14 protein-coding genes are annotated in these 18,992 nt (G+C 65.5%); 5 read left to right on the top strand and 9 right to left on the bottom strand.

The window, feature by feature from the left end:
- Positions 1 to 3: 3 nt before the first annotated feature.
- Complete coding sequence (gene mctP, locus ABIB78_RS13515) at positions 4 to 1,494, top strand: monocarboxylate uptake permease MctP (protein WP_429025022.1); 1,491 nt, start codon at positions 4 to 6, stop codon at positions 1,492 to 1,494.
- Here the strand turns inward: mctP and ABIB78_RS13520 are convergent.
- Entirely contained in the window at positions 1,465 to 5,025 is a 3,561-nt protein-coding gene (locus ABIB78_RS13520; protein ID WP_429025024.1) for an indolepyruvate ferredoxin oxidoreductase family protein, read from the bottom strand. The two genes, mctP and ABIB78_RS13520, sit on opposite strands and share 30 nt — an antisense overlap.
- Before the next feature lie 157 nt (positions 5,026 to 5,182).
- Here ABIB78_RS13520 and ABIB78_RS13525 point away from each other — a divergent pair, with 157 nt between their 5' ends.
- Positions 5,183 to 5,638, top strand: a complete 456-nt coding sequence (locus ABIB78_RS13525) for an Lrp/AsnC family transcriptional regulator (protein WP_429025027.1) — start codon at positions 5,183 to 5,185, stop codon at positions 5,636 to 5,638.
- 95 nt (positions 5,639 to 5,733) lie between these two features.
- On the opposite strand, the gene ABIB78_RS13530 is transcribed toward ABIB78_RS13525, so the two are convergent.
- From ABIB78_RS13530 to ABIB78_RS13540, 3 genes are all read right to left on the bottom strand, one after another.
- Positions 5,734 to 6,564, bottom strand: a complete 831-nt coding sequence (locus tag ABIB78_RS13530) for an MFS transporter (protein ID WP_429025029.1) — start codon at positions 6,562 to 6,564, stop codon at positions 5,734 to 5,736.
- Positions 6,565 to 6,700: 136 nt separating this feature from the next.
- Positions 6,701 to 7,201, bottom strand: coding sequence for a hypothetical protein (locus ABIB78_RS13535; protein ID WP_429025032.1), 501 nt, complete (start codon positions 7,199 to 7,201; stop codon positions 6,701 to 6,703).
- A gap of 45 nt (positions 7,202 to 7,246) precedes the next feature.
- The gene (locus ABIB78_RS13540; protein WP_429025034.1) at positions 7,247 to 7,660 is read right to left on the bottom strand and encodes a hypothetical protein; all 414 of its coding nucleotides are present in this window, start codon (positions 7,658 to 7,660) and stop codon (positions 7,247 to 7,249) included.
- Positions 7,661 to 7,792: 132 nt separating this feature from the next.
- Between ABIB78_RS13540 and ABIB78_RS13545 the strand changes: the two genes are divergently transcribed.
- On the top strand, positions 7,793 to 8,713 hold the full coding sequence (locus ABIB78_RS13545; RefSeq protein WP_429025035.1) for a LysR family transcriptional regulator: 921 nt from the start codon (positions 7,793 to 7,795) through the stop codon (positions 8,711 to 8,713).
- Between the two features lie 815 nt (positions 8,714 to 9,528).
- Here the strand turns inward: ABIB78_RS13545 and ABIB78_RS13550 are convergent.
- From ABIB78_RS13550 to ABIB78_RS13560, 3 genes are read right to left on the bottom strand one after another with little or no spacing between them, the layout of a single operon-like run.
- Complete coding sequence (locus ABIB78_RS13550) at positions 9,529 to 10,314, bottom strand: fumarylacetoacetate hydrolase family protein (protein ID WP_429025038.1); 786 nt, start codon at positions 10,312 to 10,314, stop codon at positions 9,529 to 9,531.
- A 12-nt stretch (positions 10,315 to 10,326) separates the two neighbouring features.
- Positions 10,327 to 11,694: an LLM class flavin-dependent oxidoreductase gene (locus ABIB78_RS13555; RefSeq protein WP_429025040.1), complete on the bottom strand. Its 1,368-nt coding sequence runs from the start codon at positions 11,692 to 11,694 to the stop codon at positions 10,327 to 10,329.
- A 24-nt stretch (positions 11,695 to 11,718) separates the two neighbouring features.
- Positions 11,719 to 12,771, bottom strand: coding sequence for an Ldh family oxidoreductase (locus ABIB78_RS13560; RefSeq protein ID WP_429025042.1), 1,053 nt, complete (start codon positions 12,769 to 12,771; stop codon positions 11,719 to 11,721).
- A 403-nt stretch (positions 12,772 to 13,174) separates the two neighbouring features.
- On the opposite strand from ABIB78_RS13560, the gene ABIB78_RS13565 reads away from it, so the two are divergent.
- Entirely contained in the window at positions 13,175 to 17,281 is a 4,107-nt protein-coding gene (locus tag ABIB78_RS13565) for a bifunctional diguanylate cyclase/phosphodiesterase (protein WP_429025045.1), read from the top strand.
- Here ABIB78_RS13565 and ABIB78_RS13570 read toward each other — a convergent pair.
- A complete protein-coding gene (locus ABIB78_RS13570; RefSeq protein WP_429025047.1) occupies positions 17,255 to 17,596 on the bottom strand; it encodes a hypothetical protein in 342 nt (113 codons plus the stop codon). The genes ABIB78_RS13565 and ABIB78_RS13570 overlap by 27 nt on opposite strands.
- A 56-nt stretch (positions 17,597 to 17,652) precedes the next feature.
- Positions 17,653 to 18,123, bottom strand: coding sequence for a cupin domain-containing protein (locus ABIB78_RS13575; RefSeq protein ID WP_429025050.1), 471 nt, complete (start codon positions 18,121 to 18,123; stop codon positions 17,653 to 17,655).
- Between the two features lie 213 nt (positions 18,124 to 18,336).
- On the opposite strand from ABIB78_RS13575, the gene ABIB78_RS13580 reads away from it, so the two are divergent.
- The gene (locus tag ABIB78_RS13580) at positions 18,337 to 18,942 is read left to right on the top strand and encodes a 3-keto-disaccharide hydrolase (protein WP_429025052.1); all 606 of its coding nucleotides are present in this window, start codon (positions 18,337 to 18,339) and stop codon (positions 18,940 to 18,942) included.
- The last annotated feature ends 50 nt before the right edge of the window (positions 18,943 to 18,992 follow it).

Consider the following 18,992-nt stretch of genomic DNA (forward strand, 5'->3'; position numbering starts at 1 on the left):
GAAATGACCGATCACATCGCCTGGGTGGCGCTCTCCGTCTTCATCTTCTTCTTCGCCCTCGTCACCGTGATGGGCTTCTTCGCCGCGCGCTGGAAATCCGGCCCGGTGAGCGAGCATCTCGACGAATGGGGCCTCGGCGGCCGTCAGTTCGGCACCTGGATCACCTGGTTCCTGGTCGGCGGCGATTTCTACACCGCCTACACCGTGATCGCGGTGCCGGCGCTGGTCTATGCGGTCGGCGCCTACGGCTTCTTCGCGCTGCCCTATACCATCATCGTCTATCCCTTCGTGTTCGCCGTGATGCCGGTGCTGTGGAAGAAGGCGCATGCCAACGGCTACGTCACCGCCGCCGACGTCGTCCACGGCGCCTATGGCTCGCGCAGCCTCGAGCTCGCGGTAGCGCTGACCGGCCTGGTCGCGACCATGCCCTATATCGCGTTGCAGCTGATCGGCATGGAGGTCGTGATCAAGGCGATGGGGCTATCCGGTGAAGTGCCGATCATCGCCGCATTCGTGATCCTTGCACTCTATACCTATAGCTCCGGCCTGCGTGCGCCGGCGCTGATCGCTTTCGTCAAGGACATCATGATCTACATCGTGGTGCTGACGGCCGTGGTCGTGGTGCCGTCGAAGCTCGGCGGCTATGGCGCGGTGTTCTCGGCCGCCAACGACGCCTTCACGGCGAAGGGCGGCGCCACCGGGCTGACGCTGAAGGGGGCGCAGTATCTGCCCTACGCGACGCTGGCGCTCGGCTCGGCGCTGGCCGCCTTCATGTATCCGCACACGCTGACCGGCATCTTCGCCTCGAAGTCGGCGGATACGATCCGCAAGAATGCGATCCTGCTGCCGGCCTATACGCTCTTGCTCGGCCTGATCGCGCTGCTCGGCTACATGGCCTATGCCGCCGGCATCAAGGTGACGTCGCCGAACGACGTAGTGCCGCTGCTGTTCAAGACGCTGTTCCCGGAATGGTTCGCGGGCTTTGCGTTCTCGGCGATCGCGATCGGCGCGCTGGTGCCGGCGGCGGTGATGAGCATCGGCGCCGCCAATCTGTTCACCCGCAATGTCTGGAAGTCCTATGTCAATCCGGACATCTCGCATGCCGGTGAGGCGTCGGTGGCGAAAATCACCTCGCTGGTGGTGAAGGTCGGGGCGCTCGCCTTCATCCTGCTCCTGCCGACGCAATATGCGCTCGACCTGCAATTGCTCGGCGGCCTCTGGATCGTGCAGACGCTGCCGGCGCTGGTGTTTGGCCTGTTCACCGCCTGGTTCCGTGCCGAAGCGCTATTGCTCGGCTGGGCGGTCGGCATCGGCTGGGGCACCTACACGGCGTGGAGCAACGGGCTGAAGCCGCTCGCCAGCATCTCGCTCGGCGATTCCAGCTATACCTTCTATGTCGGCCTCGGTGCGCTGCTGCTCAACATCGTGGTGGCGGTGCTGGCGACCGTCGTGGTCGGCTTGATATCACCCGCCAAGCGCGGCGCGGCGGCCTGAGCCGTCGCCCGTATCTGACGGGGCGGAGATGAGAAGCGCGGTCAGGCGCGCCACCTCCGCTTTGGTCTTGTCGATCGCGACGTTCTTCACCGGCCCGTAGCCGCGGATCTCCATCGGCGCTTTTGCGATCGCGACGAGATCGGGCAGCCGGGCTGGATCGAGTTTGCCGATGATCGTATCGATCAGTATCTCATACCAGGTGATCAGCTCGCGCTCGGCGCGCCGCTCCGCGGTGTAGCCGAACACGTCGAACGGCGTACCGCGCAGCCCCTTGAGCCGCGCCAACAGCCGCAGCGGCGTCTGGATCCATTGACCAAACGCACGCTTCTTCGGCCTGCCCCGGGCATCGCGCCGCGCTGGCAGGAAGGGCGGCGCGAGATGATACTGCACCGTGAAGCCGCCATCGAACTCGTGCTTGAGTTCGTCGAGGAAGCCGCTCTGCATATGCAGCCGCGCCACTTCGTACTCATCCTTGTAGGCCATCAGCTTGAACAGCGAGCGGGCGACAGCGTCGGTGAGGGGGAGGTCTTGCCTGCTTGGTTCGATTTGTTCGCGTGCTCCGCTCGCCTCCCCCGCAAGCGGGAGAGGGGGCGCACCTTCTTCGCAGTTGCTGCTCAGCGCTGCCTCGGCGCGGCTGACGCGATCGACCGTCGCGCGATAGCGCGCGGCATAGGCCTCGTCCTGATAGTCCCTGAGGAATTCCGCGCGATGTGCGATGATCTGCTCTAGCGTCTCGAGTACGCTGGCCGCAGCACCGTCCGCCTTCGGCAAAAACTCCGGGTCGGCAAAGGCGAGCCGGCCCCAGGCCAGCGCCTGCTTGTTGCGCTCGATGGTGACGCCGTTGAGCTCGATCGCGCGGGTCAGCGCCTCCAGCGACACCGGCACCAGGCCCTGCTGCCAGGCGAAACCGAGCATCATGATGTTGGCGTACACGCTGTCGCCGAGCAGCCGCTCGGCCAGCGTGTTGGCGTCGATGGTGGTGAGGTTGCCCGATCCGATCACCCGCTCGATGGCGCGCAGCCGCACCGGCGAGGCGAGGTCCGCGTCACGGAATCGAACCACGTCGCCGGTCGGCATCTCGGCGATGTTGACCGCGGCACGCATGCCCTTGCGATAGGTGCCGGAGGCCTTGGCCGATGAGCTCACCACGAGGTCGCAGCCGATCAGCGCATCGGCCGCGCCCTGGTCGATCCGCACCTGGTGCAGCGCCTCGGGCGCCGCTGCCAGCCGCAGATAACTCAGGACGGGACCGAATTTCTGCGCGAAGCCGGTGAAGTCGAGCACCGAGACGCCGCGGCCCTCGAGATGTGCTGCCATTGCGATCAATGCGCCGACGGTGATGACGCCGGTGCCGCCGACGCCGGTGACCAGCAGATCGTAGGGCCGCTCAAGCGGCGCAAGCTCCGGCAGCGGCAGCGCGCCGGCGCGCACGAGAGGATCGATCGCGCTTGCGTTGTTCGCCCGCCGCTTGCTGCCCTCGATGGTCACAAAACTCGGGCAGAAGCCGTTGAGGCAGGAAAAATCCTTGTTGCAGGTCGAGAGGTTGATCTTGCGCTTGCGGCCGAACGGCGTCTCCTTCGGCTCGACGCTGAGGCAGTTGGATTCCACCGAGCAGTCGCCGCAGCCCTCGCAGACGAGGTCGTTGATGTAGGCGAAACGGGCGGGGTCCTTGATCTGCCCGCGCTTGCGGCGCCGCCGCTTCTCGGTGGCGCAAGTCTGCTGATAGATCAGCACGGTGACGCCGGAAATGGCGCGCAGCTCGCGCTGCACGGCGTCCATCTCCTCGCGCGGGTGGATGGTGACGCCGCCGGGCAAATCCGCCGGCGAGAACTGCGTGGGATCATCCGACACCAGCGCAATCCGCGCGACGCCTTCGGCGCGGACGCTGTGCGCGATCGCCTGCACGCTGACCGGGCCGTCGACCGGCTGGCCGCCGGTCATCGCGACCGCGTCGTTGAACAGGATCTTGTAGGTGATGTTGGCATTGGCGGCGATCGCCTGGCGGATCGCCATCGAGCCGGAGTGATAGTAGGTGCCTTCGCCGAGGTTCTGGAACACATGGGCGTTGCCGGTGAATCTCGACGACGCCGCCCAGTTGACGCCTTCGCCGCCCATCTGGATCAGCGACGAGGTCTCGCGGTCCATCCAGCTCGCCATGAAGTGGCAGCCGATGCCGGCCAGCGCTTTCGACCCTTCGGGCACTTTCGTCGAGGTATTGTGCGGACAGCCCGAGCAGAAATAGGGCGTACGCGTCGCGCCCGGGACTGCGATCATGCGGTCCTGCTCGGGCGCAAGCGCGGCGACGCGCCGCGCGAGTTGTAGTTCCGGAAACATCGGATCGAGCCGCCGCGCCAGCACATCCGCCAGCATCCGCGGCGACAATTCGCCGGTCCAGGAGATCAGCCGCGCGCCTCGCTCGTCGTGCTTGCCGACCATCCGTTCCGGCTTGGCGCCGGGATAGTCGTAAAAATACTCCTTGAACTGGCTCTCGATGATGCCGCGCTTCTCCTCGACCACGAGGATCTCGCGCTTGCCCTTCACAAACTCCATAGCGTCATGCAGCGCCAAGGGCCACACCATGCCGACCTTGTAGATGTCGATGCCGAAGCGGCGGCAGGCGGCCTCGTCGAGGCCGACCAGCCGCAGCCCCTCCATCAGATCGAGATGCGCCTTGCCCGTGGTGACGATGCCGTAGGTCGCGCCCCTGATGTCGTAGATGTGGCGGTCGATCGGATTGGCTTTGGCGAAGGCGTAGACCGCGTGCTTCTTCGCCTCCAGCCGCTCCTCGATCTGCGGGCCCGGCAGATCCGGCCAGCGATAGTGCAACCCGCCGGGCGGCGGCAAAAAATCCGGCTGCGCGAAGACGCGCGGCGGCCGCAGCTCGACCGAGGCGCCCGACTCCACGATCTCCGAGATCGCCTTGAAGCCGACCCACATGCCGGAAAATCGACTGAGCGCATAGCCGTATTCGCCGAACGCGAGATATTCACCGACATCGGCCGGATGCAGCGTCGGCATGAACCAGCTCATGAAGGCGACGTCGGACTGATGCGGCATCGACGACGACACGCAGCCATGGTCGTCGCCGGCGACGACCAGCACGCCGCCATGCGGCGAGGAGCCATAGGCATTGCCGTGCTTCAGCGCATCGCCCGAGCGATCGACGCCGGGCCCCTTGCCGTACCAAAGTCCGAATACGCCATCGACCTCGCGGTCCTCCTGCGTCTCGACCTGCTGCGAGCCGAGCACGGCGGTGGCCGCGAGGTCCTCGTTGACCGCGGGCAGGAATTCGACGCGGCTGTCCCCGAGCTGTTGTTTGATCTTCCACAGTTCGAGATCGACGCCGCCAAGCGGCGAGCCGCGATAGCCGGAGATGAAGCCCGCGGTGTTGAGCCCGGCGGCACGGTCGCGGCGCGCCTGATCGAGCGCGATGCGGACGATCGCCTGCGTGCCGGTGAGGAAGACGCGGCCGCGTTCGCGGCTGTAGCGCTCGGACAATTGGTAGGCGTCGAGCAACGGCATCTGGCCCATGACTGACCCCTGAAGGAATCGCAATGTCTGACCCGACAACGCTATGCCCTTGGGCCTGGTAGGTCTTACCTATCTATTCGATCGACAGGCCAAAAACGGTAGGAGATTGCTGCAATCAGGCCAATCAGGTAGGATCTACCGAACTGGGGACTTCACCGTGGTCGAAGAGCACGACGAAAAAATCCTCGCCGAGCTGCAGAAGGATGGCCGCGCCACCAACCAGCAGCTTGCGGAAACCGTCGGCATGTCGACGTCGGCGTGCTGGCGCCGGGTCCGTGCGCTTGAGGGGGCCGGCGTGATATCCGGCTATTCGGCGCTGGTCGCGCGCGAACGCGCCGGCTTTGCGACGTCGGCGATCCTGCACGTCTCGCTCGAGCGGCACGATACGAAATTCGTCGACGAGTTCGTCGCGCGGGTGATGCAGCGCCGCGAGGTGCTGGAATGCTTCGCGACCACCGGCGACGCCGATTATCATCTGCGCGTCGTCGTGCGCGACATGGACGCCTACAACAAATTCCTCGATGAGTTCATGTTCCGCATCCCCGGCATCCGCCACGTCCGCACCAATGTGATCCTGAAGGAGATCAAGACCGGCGTGGCGCTGCCGTTTTGATGTGGCGTGATCCCTCCGTCATCCCCGAGCGCGCTCATCTCTCTCCTTCGTCATTCCGGGGCTCGCGAAGCGAGAACCCGGAATCCATTCATCCGTTAAGCCCGGCTGCGCCGCCGCAGTTGCCGCAGCGACAGCACGTGCAACAGGATCGAGCTTGGCACCACGAAAGCAGGGGTCAGCACATTCGGGAAGGCGTCCACGCCCATGCTCGGGCCACTTGGAACGATGAGCTGGAAGGCGCCGGGCGACATGATCAGCCCGAGGGTGATCGCGATGGCGAAGTCCGCGAGGCCGAAGATGTTCCAAAGGGTCGCCGCTTTCTGCCCCTCAGCCGTTCCAGTCGCCAAGGCAATCGCCGCCGGCACCGCAAACAGGCCGGTCAGCACGTCGCCCGTTCCTGCCGGCAACGCCCATAGGCCCGGCAGCGCCCCTCGCAGCCAATAGGCGAGCCATTGGCTGCCAAAGATGCGGTAAAGCTGCAGGGCGATGAGCCACGTCGGCGGCATTGCATCAAGCAACTGCCCCACTCGCCTCGACAACAGCAACAGTGGAGCACCGATGATCACCGGCAGGAGCATTGCCGCTGGAAGCAGCGGCAACTGGGAGGCACCCGTGCGGAACAGGCCGTCGATGGCTGCCGTCCAGACGACGGCGGCCCAAAGCGTGAAGGGCACCATGATGGCCAGCCAGGTCGATCGGCGTTGTATCGGCGTCAACTCGGCGCTTTCGAGGCCGAGCCACAAGCCAAGCGCGATGAGCCCGTGGGCCATCAGCCGAACGGTCAGGGCCGCAAGGCCGCTCTCCGAAAGCACGGGCAGCGCATAAATCAGCCAAGTCCACAGCACCGTGAATGGAACGGTCCACGTCAGGGTGAACAGAGCGGGACGCGGGGCGATCGCGGCGGCGGAAACAGCATCGGTGCTCATCGGCATTCCTCCGTGAGAGGCGCGTCCTGGTTGCGGGCGCTCAGGGGTTGGCTATGCGCAAGCGGGACGGCAAGAGCGTGCCGACTGCGATGTACTGCTGTCTGGAGCCGTAGCGGATCGCGATCGTCCCGCTGCGTCACGATTTTTCTTCTGCTGATCCGGCTCGCAACAGGATCATGAAGATGAGTATGTGGCTGACCAGCAGCAGCGGCACGTAAAGCGCCGGAATATAAATGCCGGCGCCGAACAGGCCGGGATCCCCGATCTTCACGCCATTGTAGTAGGCGTTCAGAAGATCCAGCGTGCCCCAGACGTTGAAGATCCAGACCATCGGGATCGCGATCGACCAGCGCCAGGACAGTGCGGCCATCGCAACGAGCGCGAGAGCGGCAGCGACGAGATCACCCCATCCGACCTCGCTCGCGAAGGTCGCGTTCAACTGCGGGGACACGAACCCGGCGACCATGAAATTCATCCCCAGGAACCTGAACGCGTGGAACGCCGCGAGAAGTCTCAGAGCATCGTAGCGCGGCAATGTGCGGAGTGCCGGCCAGACATAGGTGGTGGCCACCACGGTGCTCGTCAGGAAGGCGCCGATGACGCTGAGCACGAATGGAAGATTGAAGGTTGCTGGCACGGTCGGCTCCCTCGTGATTGTCGGTCCGGTTCGGTCGGCTTGCATTCAAGGCTTGGCGACCAGCAGGCGAAGCGGCAGCAGCGGGCCGACCGCGATGTACTCGTGGTCCATGATGTCCAGCTTGGAAAACGGCAGGCCCTCCATGATCGCGTGCGCCTCGGATGTATCCTTGGCATCGAGCAGCAAGACGACGCCGCGCCCGTCGGATCGCGAATACCATTCGCGAACCTTGCCATTGAGATAGAGCTGCACGGTCTGCCGGATTTCATCCGGCATGACGGCCATCACCTGTTCGCGGGTGACGCCCGCCTTGACGGTCAGGATGACCATCACGCCGGTGGTGATGGTGGAGGCGGCTTGGGCCTGTGTTTGGGCCTGGGCAAGGGAGGGAGCGGTCATGGAGGTTAAGCCTGTCGAAGTGAGGGTGAGGGCAAGGAGGGTGTGACGGATTGTTTTCATCGGTCGCAGGTCTCCATTCACGACTGCCGTCGTGATGTCGCGTGGAGCAGCGCGCGTCGCGGTGCTGCTGCCTGTGGCTCCGATGTAGGGCGGCTTCCCGCGCGCGACTATTCGCGATAATGTTGACGGGCCATGAAGCAGAACTTCACAGTCAGGCAGGGCGCGCTCGACGGCGTGGAGGCGTTCCTCAGTGTCGCCCAGCACCGCAGTTTTCGGCGCGCGGCGACCGAGCTCGGGGTGACGCCGTCGGCGATCAGCCAGGCGGTGCGCGCACTGGAGGGGCGGGTCGGCGCCGTGCTCTTCATCCGCACCACCCGCAGCGTCGGCCTGACCGAAGCGGGCGAACGATTCCTGGCGCGCGCAAGGCCGGCGTTCGAGGAGCTGGTCGCGGCAAGCGGCGCCGCGCGCGAGCTCGGGCAGAAGCCGGCCGGGCTGTTGCGCCTCACCGTGCCGCGCTCGGTGGTGCCGATCCTGCTGGAGCCGCTGATCGCGTCATTCTGCAAGGCCTATCCCGAGATCGAGGTCGAGCTCGCCGCAAGCGAGGAGCTGGTCGACCTCGCGGCCGGAGGTTTCGATGCCGGCATCCGGATGGGCCAGTTCATCAACCCGGACATGGTCGCGGTGCGCCTGACCAAGCCGTTCCCGTTCGCCATTGTCGGCAGCCCGGACTATCTTGCGCGCCGCGGCCGGCCCAAACGTCCGGACGATCTGCGCGAACACACGTGCCTCAGGCTGCGACGATCGAATGGCGGGCTCGCGCCGTGGCCGCTGAACGACAACGGCCGTTCGATCGAGCTCGCCGTCTCGGGCTCCTTCATCGGCCATGACTTCCCCACCCTGGTCGGTGCTGCCATCGAAGGCGTGGGACTGGCGCAGGTGCCGGCGCCGCTGATCACCGGCGCCGTGAAAGAGAAAAAGCTGGTGCGCGTGCTGGAGCCATTCGCGACGACGACGCCCGGCGTATTTCTCTACTATCCCGGCCACCGCCAGATCATGCCGAAACTGCGGGCCTTCATCGATCATGTGAAGAGCCGGCCGGGGACCGTGCGGTGAACTGAGGCCGGATTGGCGATCGCGTCGATTGGCCGACATGTTCGCGAGCCTGCGCACCGCTCTCTCAGCGCGTCATTCCCCGGTGCGCAATTGCGCACCAGGGAATGACGGGTGGGATGGAGGGGCGGGGCCCTTACCGCTGATTTGCCCGACGGCGCAAGCCCCCGCAGCAGAAATATTTCGGTTTATCGTAATTGCAACTCAGTGTATGGTTTTGTCCGTCTCACCCGATCGAGGGGCGCTGCGCATCGTCACGGGTGTTGCGGTGAGATGCGGTGGACGCTGATTGCGCAACTGACGAGTGCGCATGACGCGGACCGGCGAAGTCGTGTGGTCCTGACGCCCTAGCGGCCGGTGTCTCTTCGCAAAGCGCGAAAGCGTTTTGCGAAGACGGTGACAAGCAAGCCCAGTCTCGCCGGGGAGAGCACGAAGTAAGCCGTAACCCATCGCGCAGGGAAAGCCGGGTTGTTTCCGATTACACCTGTGGTCCTACCTCCCGCGTTCTTTATTACGCGGGACCCATGGGTGCGATCGGCACCCGGCTTTCCCTGCGCCCTCTGTCCTCAGAGCGGCGAAACGAAGAGCAAAACTCGGACGGTCCATGTCGCGAGAATGCGGATGTGTGACTCACAGGCCATGCTGCAATTTCGGTGTCGTCCCGACGCAGGCCGGGACCCATAACCGCCGATGGTCATTGTTTCACGATGCTGGAACGACGAGTCCTGCTCCCAACTTCCGCTGCGGAGTATGGGTCCCGGCTTTCGCCGGGACGACAACTGAGGATGAGGCACGCGCGCAGGCTCAGACCACCGGTCTCACACCTTCGCCTTCACGAACCGGTTACGCAGCGTCCCGATGCCGGTGATGTTGATCTCCACCACGTCGCCGTCCTTGAGGTCCGGCGAGGCACCGTCGGTGCCCATCCAGATCACGTCGCCGGGCGACAGCGTGAAGTATTTGCTCAGCTCGACGAGGAAGGGCACGATGCCGAAGATCATCTCGTTGGTGTGGAAGCGGCCGGTCTCCTTGCCGTTGACGCGGATCGCGGTCTCCATGCGGTCGAGATCGACGTCGGTCTCGATCCACGGGCCCATCGGCTTGAACGTGTCGGCGTTCTTGGACCGCCACAGGCTGCGATCGGCCTTCTGCCAGCTGCGCTCGGAGACGTCGTTGCCGATGGTGTAGCCGAACACGCAGTCCATCGCGTTGGCTTCAGTCAGATGCTTGGCTTTCTTGCCGATCACGACAACGAGCTCGCCCTCGTAATGGATCTTCTCTGTCGCGCTCGCCGGAATCACGACATCTTCGCCATGGGCGATCAGCGCGTTCTGCGCGCGGTAGCCGATCTCGGGACGGTCGGGAACGTTCGGCACCGTGCCGGCCTTGTCGGCGGCTTCCTTGAGGTGCTTCAGGTAGTTCAGCCCGACGCAGTAGAAGGTGCGCGGGATCAGCGGCAGCTCGATCTTGACGTCCTTCAATGCGTGCGTCTTCGCCGTCTTGCTCCATTCGCCGAACGGATCGCCGCTGACGGTGGTGACGGTGTCGCCCTCGACGAGGCCCCAGGAGCTTGTGCCCGCGGCGGTGAATTTCAGCCAGCGCATGATGATGTCCTTCTATTCCGCGGCGGCCTGCGCGCGGATCTTCCAGGCGCCGGCAGCCGGGCGCTTAAGCCCGAGGTTCTCCCGCAGCGTCGTGCCGGCGTAGTCCTGGTGGAACAGGCCGCGCTTCTGCAATTCGGGCACCACATGGTTGACGAAGTCGGCGTAGGAGCCCGGCACATAGCTCGCCGCGACGACGAAGCCGTCGCAGCCGCGGCCGACGAACATTTCCTCCAGCCGGTCGGCGATCTCCTTCGGGCCGCCGACCATCGCGTCCTGGACCTGGCCGCGGCCGGAGAAGGTGATGAAGTCGCGGGTCGATGGATTGGTCTTGCCGGAGGTGCGCAGCACGCCGTCGCGGATGCCGAGCATGCCTTGCATGCCCTGCAGCTCCTCTGATGTCAGCGGCTCGTCGATCCCCTTGGCGCCGAAGTCGAAGTTGAGGCCTTCGGCGAGCAGCGACAGCGCGTCGATCTCGAGCGGCAGCTTCTGGATCACCGCCATCCGGTCCTCGGCCTCGGCCTTGGTCGCGCCGGTGACCGGCGTGATCAGATTGCAGAGGAACATCTGGTCGGGATCGCGGCCGGCCTTGGCGGCTTCGCTCTGGATTGCGTCATAGCCCTGCTTGGCGTTGGCAAGGTTGCGCGCCGCGGTAAAGATCACCTCGCCCCAGCGCCCGGCAAAGCGCTGGCCGCGGCCGGAGGCGCCGGCCTGGATCACGACCGGATGGCCCTGCGCCGAGCGCGGTACCGTGAACGGGCCGCGCGAGGTGAAGAACGCGCCCTTGTGATCGAGCCGCTTCACCTTGGTCGGATCGGCAAAGCGGCCGGATGTCTTGTCGATGACAAGCGAGCCGTCTTCCCAGGCGTCCCAGTGGCCAAGCACCACCTCCATGAACTCGTCGGCGCGATCATAGCGGTGATCGTGCTCGAGATGCTGCGCGCGGCCCATGTTGAGCGCTTCGCCGTCGTTGACCGACGTCACCACGTTCCAGGCCGCGCGGCCACCCGTCATCAGGTCGAGCGTGGCGAAGCGGCGGGCGACGTCGAACGGCTCGAAATAGGTCGTGGAGGCGGTCGAGGCGAGGCCGAGCTTGGTGGTGACCATGCCCATCGTGGTCAGCACCACGATCGGGTCCATCTTCACGCAGCGGATGCCGTATTCGACGGTGTGGGCGTGATCATTGCCGTAGCGATCGGGCATCGCGAGGCGATCGTCGAAGAACGCCATGTGGAACTTGCCGCGCTCCAGGATGCGCGCGATCTCCTGGTAGTAATCCGCCGACATCGAATCGTCCCGCGACTCCGGGTGGCGCCAGGAGCCCGGCAGGTTGGTGCAGTTCTGCGCCTGCAAAAAGCCAACCAGCGCCATTTGCCGTGTCATGTCGTTCTCCCGTGTCCGGTTGTGTCAGCGCAGGTTGAGTTCGTCGGTGAGCTTGTAGTCGGCGGCCAGCGCCTTGAGCTTGTCCCAGGTCGCATCCTCGATCTCGACGCCGTCCTTGCGGCGCTGCTGCTCGCGCAGATATTCGACTTCGCCCGGATAGAACACGCCGCGGCTTCCTTCCGACGGCGGCGTCGATTTCAGGTAGCGGGCGAAGTCGGCGACTTCCTTCTTGAAGTCCATGAGCGGACGGAACGCGGCGACATTGAACACCGCCATGAAGCAGCCGTCGTTGTGACGGCCGGTCGGCTCGACGCCGAAGCCAAGGCCGGTCAGGAGGCCGCACAGCACCTCAACCATCGCGGCAAGCCCGCTGCCCTTGTAGCCTTCGCTGCCGCCGAGCGGCAGCAGCGCGCCGCCCTTGCGATAGTCCTTCGGATCGGTGGTGTCCCGCCCCTCGGCATCGATGATCCAGCCCTTCGGGATGGTCTCGCCGCGCGCCACCGCGAGCTGGATCTTGCCGGCCGCGACCGCCGAGGTCGCCATGTCCAGATAGAACGGCGCCTCGAGGTCGGAGGGCACCGCGATCGAGATCGGGTTGGTGCCGAGCCGGGCCTCGCGGCCCCCGAACGGCGCGACATGTTTCGGCGAGCGGCCGGAATCCGCGGCGGCAATCCCGATCATGCCCTCGCGCATCGCCATCAGCGGGTAATGCGCGAGACGCCCGACATGGCTCTGCCGGAACACGGTGCACGCCGCGACATTGGCGGTCTTCGCCTTGTTGATGGTCATCTCCATCGCCTTGGCGTTGACGTGGAAGCCGAAGCCCCAATGACCGTCGATCACGGTCGTGGTCGGCGTCTCCTGCACGATGGTCCATTTCGCGCCGGGGACGATATGGCCGGCCTTGATGCGGTCGATATAGGTCGGGATCGCGATCACGCCGTGGGAATCGTGGCCGGCGAGGTTGGCGTTGACGCAGCCGGAGGCGACGGCGCTGGCCTCCTCCTCCGATGCGCCGGCGCCCCGCAGGAGCGCCGCGCCGATGCGCGTGAGACGGTCGGCCTGGACGATCGGCATGGGATTTTTCCTCGCGGTCCGCCCGCATGATGCGCGGGTCTTGCTTGCTGTTGTCGGCGTCATGCTCTCAAAGCGCAGCTGGCCGAGCAAGGGCAGAAAATCCGGGTCCGCCATACCGGGAGCAGGGTGCTCCGGCCAAGATTTCACCGAATGAAACGGGGGCGGTCGCGATGCGGAATTTGGCGGCTCCGGCGGCGCCAGCAGGACGGCCATCCGCGCCTCACGCTCCTCCGCCTCAGGCCGGCACACCAGCGTCCGTAATATCCCGGAAAACGGCTTCCCGCATTCGTCAGCCGTTTACTTTGTCGTGCAACTTGCCGGACATACTAACCATCACTTAGGCCTCTCGCGGGCAATGTCCCCCGGCAGATCGGAGGGGGTGGCCCCCGGGCCTTCAGGAATCGTGCAGTCGAGCATCGGGCGTACATTCGCGGCGTTGAGTGCCACCAACGAGGCGATCCTCTACGCCAAATCACCGGAAGAATTGTACGGAAAGGTCTGTGAAGCCGCGTTTTCGAGCGGGAGCTTCCTGGCTGCGACCGTCTTTTTGCTGGAGCCGGATACCGGCCTCCTGAAGTTCGCGGCTGGCTGCGGCGACGACGTCGCGCGTCTGCGCAGCATCACCATTTCCGCGATCGCCAACATGCCGGAAGGCGAAGGCGTCGCCGGGCGGGCGTTCCGCGACCAGACGGCCTCCGTCAGCAACGATTATGTCAACGACGCCCGTTCGGCGGCCTGGCGCAGCGGTGCCGCGGCGGCCGGTGTCGGCGCGGCGGCGGCGCTGCCGCTGGTCTGCAACCGGCGCAGCGTGGGCGTCTTCATGGTGACGCGGCGCGAGGCCCACTCGCTCGGCGAGGAGATCGTTTCGCTGCTGGGGCGCATGGCCGCGAACGTGTCCTTTGCGCTCGACAATTTCGACCACGAGGCATCCCGCAAGAGCGGCGAGCGGGCGATGCGCCGGCTGAACCGCATGTTCGGCGCCATCAGCGCGACCAACGAAGCCATCCTTCGCGCCAAGACCGAGCACGATCTCTATCAGCGGGTCTGCGATGCCGCGGTGTTCAGCGGAAAATCCTTCGCCACGGTGGTGCTGCTGGCGGAACCCGACACACTTTGGCTCGAGCCCGTCGCCGGGACCGGCGAGGCGCTCGACCTGATCACCCAGACGCGTTTTTCGACCGACCCGGACAATGTCTACGGCAAGGGCATTTGCGGCGAGGCGTTCCGCACCCAACGGCCGTGCATCGAGCACGACATTCCGATATCGACGAGCCCGTCGCAGACGCAGGCTGATGGCAGTGGCCTGATGGCTTGCGTCGCGCTGCCGCTCACCCGGTTCGGCAGGAGCGTCGGTGTCCTGATCTTCTTCATCGGTAATTCCTGGGCCCGCGACGAGGAGATCATCGCGCTGCTGGCGGGGATCGCCGAAAACGTCTCGGTTGCGCTCGACAATTTCGGCCGGGCCACCGAGAAGGCCAAGGCCGATGCCGAGCGCGAACGGCTGTCGCGGATGTTCGCGGCGCTGAGCGCGACCAACGAGGCGATCATGCGCGCCAGGTCGCGGCTCGAGATGTTCGAGCTGGTCTGCGCCGCGGCGGCGCATGGCGGCGGGTTCAACTCCACCAGCATCCTGATTGCGAAGCCCGGCGACGACATCCTGGAGATGATGGCGGTCGCAGGTCCGACCGCGGAGAATGCGCGCCGCCTCAACGTCTCGCGCAGCGAGGCGCGGCCCGAAGGGCGCGGCGTCTGCGGCCGGGCGTTCCGCTCCCGGCGCGCCTGCATCGACAATGATTTTCCGGGCGACGTCGCCAACAACCCGTTCCGCGACGTCATCGACCGCGAGGATGCGCGATCGGGCGCGGCGTTTCCGTTGATCGTCGACGACGAGCCGGTCGGCGTGATGCTGTTCATCTCCGCCAAGCGCAACACCTTCTCGGCCGAATTCGCCGAGCTCCTGCAGCGGCTCGCCGATAACGTGTCCTACGCGCTCGGCAGTTTCGACCGCGCCGACGAGAAGGCGCGGACCGAGGAGCAGAAGGAACGGCTGAGGCGGATGTTCGCGGCGCTGAGCGCGACCAACGAGGCGATCATGCGGGCAAAATCCCGCAGCGAGCTGTTCGATCTGGTCTGCGACGCCGCGGCGGTCGGTGGCCAATTCATCTCGGCCACGATCAGGCTGGTCCGCCCGGGCGCGGTCTTCCTGGACAACGTAGCTGCCTCCGGTCCCGATCGGGTGCGGGCCCGCGAAATCCAGCTGTCGGCCGACGCGACGCGTCCGGAGGGACAGACCCTGACCGGCGTTGCGATCCGGACCCGCAGGCCCTGCATCAGCAATGACTACCTCAGCGACTTCGGCCCCGAATCGCATGTCTACCCGGCCGTTCGCGACAGCGGCAGCAAGTCCGGCGCGGCCCTGCCGCTGCTCAAGAACGGCGAGGCGATCGGCGCGCTGGTGTTTCTCTCCAGCGAGTTCGGCACCTTCAGCCCGGAGATGATGGCGCTGTTGCAGCGGCTCGCCGAGAACGTGTCGTTTGCGCTCGCCAATTTCGACCGCGCCGACGAGAAGGCGCGGGCCGACGAGCAGAAGGAACGGCTGTCGCGGATGTTCGCGGCGCTGAGCGCGACCAATGAGGCGATCATGCGGGCAAAGTCCCGCACTGAATTGTATCAACTGGTCTGCGAGGCGGCCGCGACCGGCGGCAGGTTCACCTCGACCACGATCGCGCTGGCGCAGGGCGGAGGCGACTATCTCCGGATTGTCGCGATCGCGGGCCCGGCGGCCGAGGGTGCGCGCCAGGTGACGCTCTCGAGCAGCGCGGCGCACCCGGAGGGGCGCGGCGCCTGCGGCAGGGCGTTCCGGTCCGGCAAGGCCTGCATCATCAACGACTATTTTTCCGATCCCGAGACCGCGGCTTTCCATGAGCGGGCTCGCCTCGACGGAACGCAGTCCAGTGCCTCGTTTCCGCTGATCGTCAGCGGGTGGGTGGTCGGCGTCATGATCTTCGTCGCGACCGAGAAGGACACGTTCACGCCGGAGTTCGCCGAGCTGCTGCAGCGGCTCGCCGACAATCTGGCCTTCGCGCTCGAAAGCTTCGATCGCACCGACGAGAAGCACAAGGCCGACGAGCGTATCGAATATCTCGCCTCGCATGACAGCCTGACCAATCTGCCGAATCGCGAGACGTTCAACGAGATGCTGCATCACGCGATCTCGGCGGCCAATCGCCATCGCCGGCAGCTCGCGGTGCTGTTCATCGATCTCGACCGCTTCAAGGTGATCAACGATTCGCTCGGCCACGACGCCGGCGACATGCTGCTGGTAGCGATCGCCGAGCGGCTGCGGGGATCGTTGCGCGCGAGCGACGTGGTGGCGCGGCTCGGCGGCGACGAGTTCGTGGTCATCCTCGAGGAAGCCGCCGAACGCGGCGACGTCGAGCGGATCGCCGGCGATCTGCTGGTTGCACTCAGCCAACCGCTGCAGCTCAGCGGGCACGAGTGCCACACCACGGCATCGATCGGGATCGCGACGTATCCCGCCGACGGCTCCGACGTGCAGACGCTCACCAAGAATGCCGACATGGCGATGTATCTCGCCAAGGAGGATGGCAAGAACGGCTTCCGCTTCTTCTCCAACGAGGTCAGGGCGCAGTCGATCGAGCGCTTGACGATGGAGAGCGCGCTGCGCCGCGCGCTCGAACGCAACCAGTTCTTGCTCGAGTATCAGCCCAAGGTCGACATGGCGACCGGGCAGATCAGCGGCGTCGAGGCGCTGTTGCGCTGGACCCATCCCGAGCTTGGCAAGGTGTCGCCGGGGCAGTTCATTCCGCTCGCCGAGGAAGTCGGCCTGATCGTGCCGATCGGCCGCTGGGTGTTGAAGGAAGCCTGCGCGCAGAACATGGCGTGGCAGCACCGCGGCCTCAAGGCGGTGACGATGGCCGTCAATCTTTCGCCGCGGCAGTTCGGCGATCCCAACCTGCTCGACGACATCGACGCGGCGCTGGCGGCGAGCGGCATGCCGCCGGCGCTGCTGCAGCTCGAGGTCACCGAAAGCATGGTGATGCGCAACGTGACGCGCGCGGTCCGCGTGCTCGACGCGATCCAGAACCGCGGCATTCGGCTGGCGATCGACGATTTCGGCACCGGCTATTCGTCGATGTCGCTGATGAAGCAGTTCCCGATCGACACCATCAAGATCGATCGCTCCTTCGTGCGCCACCTGCCTGACGATTCCGAAGACGTCGCGATCGCGCAGGCGATCATCAGCATGGGCAAGGCGCTCGGCATGACGATCGTCGCCGAGGGCGTCGAGACCTCCGAGCAGCGGGAGTTCCTGCGCGCGCATGCCTGCGACGAGATGCAGGGCTTCCTGTTCAGCCGGCCGCTGCCGCCGCGCGATCTCGCCGAGCTGTTGAAGACGTCGCCGGTGCTGACGTCGCCGCCGTTGCAGCCATCGCTGGACGACGATGCGAGCGAGGCCGAGCTAGGGCGGAAACGCGCTGTCGTCTGACGGCTGCACGGGCAGGTCGCGGACGTCGGAATCGGTCGATGCGACCTTGCGCGAGAAATCATAGGGCCAGGGCAGCACGTCCTGTCCGGCCAGCGTCTGGCGCAACACGCGAGCGCCCTCGGCAAAGCTCGCGCCGTCGGGCAGGCGGAACTGGCGGCTCGAATTGGACGGTAGCGGCTCGGCGGCGTCGCGCATCTCGAATGCCGGTCCCCACCACCACGCCGGCGCGGGCGGCCGTTCCGGCTCGGGAATGGCGCGCCAGCGCGCGAACTCGTCGGCGATGCGGGCAAATTGCAGCTTGGCGGCGGGATGCATCGAAAGGCCTTCCTCAAGCCGCGATGATAGCATCGCCCCGAACCCGCGCAACGCGGCTATTTCTGCTCCATTTCGGTTGCGGTGGCCGGGCCTTCGCCCATGATCAGCAGCACGGCGTCCTCGTCCTTGGCGCCGTCCCAATGCACCTGCTTGCCGAAATGGGTGACGAAGCTGCCGGCCGGCATCGCCACGGTGCCGTGATCGGGATCGAATTTCGGACCCGAGCCTACCCACCAGGTGCCCTTGAGCACGACGATGTAGCGGTCGTTGGGATGGAAGTGCGGACGGCTGAAGTGATTGCCCTTGGTCCATTTGGTGTAAACCATGTAGAAGCCGGGCTTCGAGGGATCGCCGACCACGACGGCATTCTGCGCGCCGCGCGCGTCGACCGGGCTCCACGGAATCTGGTCCGGCAGCTTGTAGGTGACGGCGGCCGGATTGAGTTCCGCCGCCGAGCTGACGCTCAGCATCGCCGCAAGGGCCAGCGGCGTCATCAGGTATCGCCAGGACCGGTTCGACACCGTCATCATGTCCTCCCCAGATCAGATTTCTCGGGCAACTGCCGCGCCCGTATGTTGCATGATGCTAATCGCTCGCGCTTCCGCCGGGCAAGACACGTCCACGCATGTCTGCTCTCAAGATTGCGACAACGCTCCGTGACACAACGCAGTTGCAATATGAAAAACGGATTTACGCCGCCCCAGACGATGATAGGTTGCGCGCCAACCAAAAACGGGAGGATGACCTTGAAGAAGCATCTGTCGATACTGGCGGCGGGACTTATGATCGGTGCGGCCGCGCTGCAATTTTCCACCACCGCATCGGGTCAGGACGGCTGGGTCACGCTGCTCGACAGCACCAAGAAGGGCGACTGGGACGAGGTCGGCAAGGCCAATTGGGAAATGAAGGACGGCGCGCTGGTCGCCGACAAGCTCGACGGCAAGGATCTCTCCTATCTCGTCAGCAAGACCCAATACAAGGACTTCCAGATCCGGGCCGAGTTCTGGACCGATGAAGATGCCAACAGCGGGGTCTTCATCCGCTGCGAAGGCAACAAGGTGATCGACTCCAAGGTCTGCTACGAGGTCAACATCTTCGACAAGCGGCCGGATCCGACCTACGGCACCGGCGCGATCGTCGACGTCGGCAAGGTCGATCCGATGCCGAAGGCGGCCGGCAAGTGGAACGTCTACGAGATCACGGCGCAGGGGCCGCATTTCGTCGTGACGCTGAACGGCCAGAAGACGGTCGACGCCCAGGACTCCAAACATGCCAGCGGCTACATCGCGCTCCAATACGGTTCGGGCGTGGTCAAGTTCCGCAAGGTGCAGATCAAGCCGCTCTGACGGCGCAGATTGGGAGGAGCCCGGTCGCGGCGCGGCCGGGCTTCTTGTGC

The organism is Bradyrhizobium sp. I1.14.4, assembly GCF_050435825.1.
Classification (GTDB): domain Bacteria; phylum Pseudomonadota; class Alphaproteobacteria; order Rhizobiales; family Xanthobacteraceae; genus Bradyrhizobium.

What these genes read in the sequence shown, in the direction of transcription:
- ABIB78_RS13545 (WP_429025035.1), top strand. Translation starts at nt 7,793, where the DNA reads ATGAAGCAGAACTTCACAGTCAGGCAGGGCGCGCTCGACGGCGTGGAG.
- ABIB78_RS13530 (WP_429025029.1), bottom strand. Translation starts at nt 6,564, where the DNA reads ATGAGCACCGATGCTGTTTCCGCCGCCGCGATCGCCCCGCGTCCCGCT.
- ABIB78_RS13560 (WP_429025042.1), bottom strand. Translation starts at nt 12,771, where the DNA reads ATGCCGATCGTCCAGGCCGACCGTCTCACGCGCATCGGCGCGGCGCTC.
- ABIB78_RS13575 (WP_429025050.1), bottom strand. Translation starts at nt 18,123, where the DNA reads ATGACGGTGTCGAACCGGTCCTGGCGATACCTGATGACGCCGCTGGCC.
- mctP (WP_429025022.1), top strand. Translation starts at nt 4, where the DNA reads ATGACCGATCACATCGCCTGGGTGGCGCTCTCCGTCTTCATCTTCTTC.
- ABIB78_RS13570 (WP_429025047.1), bottom strand. Translation starts at nt 17,596, where the DNA reads ATGCATCCCGCCGCCAAGCTGCAATTTGCCCGCATCGCCGACGAGTTC.
- ABIB78_RS13540 (WP_429025034.1), bottom strand. Translation starts at nt 7,660, where the DNA reads ATGAAAACAATCCGTCACACCCTCCTTGCCCTCACCCTCACTTCGACA.
- ABIB78_RS13550 (WP_429025038.1), bottom strand. Translation starts at nt 10,314, where the DNA reads ATGCGCTGGCTGAAATTCACCGCCGCGGGCACAAGCTCCTGGGGCCTC.
- ABIB78_RS13520 (WP_429025024.1), bottom strand. Translation starts at nt 5,025, where the DNA reads ATGGGCCAGATGCCGTTGCTCGACGCCTACCAATTGTCCGAGCGCTAC.
- ABIB78_RS13580 (WP_429025052.1), top strand. Translation starts at nt 18,337, where the DNA reads ATGACCTTGAAGAAGCATCTGTCGATACTGGCGGCGGGACTTATGATC.
- ABIB78_RS13555 (WP_429025040.1), bottom strand. Translation starts at nt 11,694, where the DNA reads ATGACACGGCAAATGGCGCTGGTTGGCTTTTTGCAGGCGCAGAACTGC.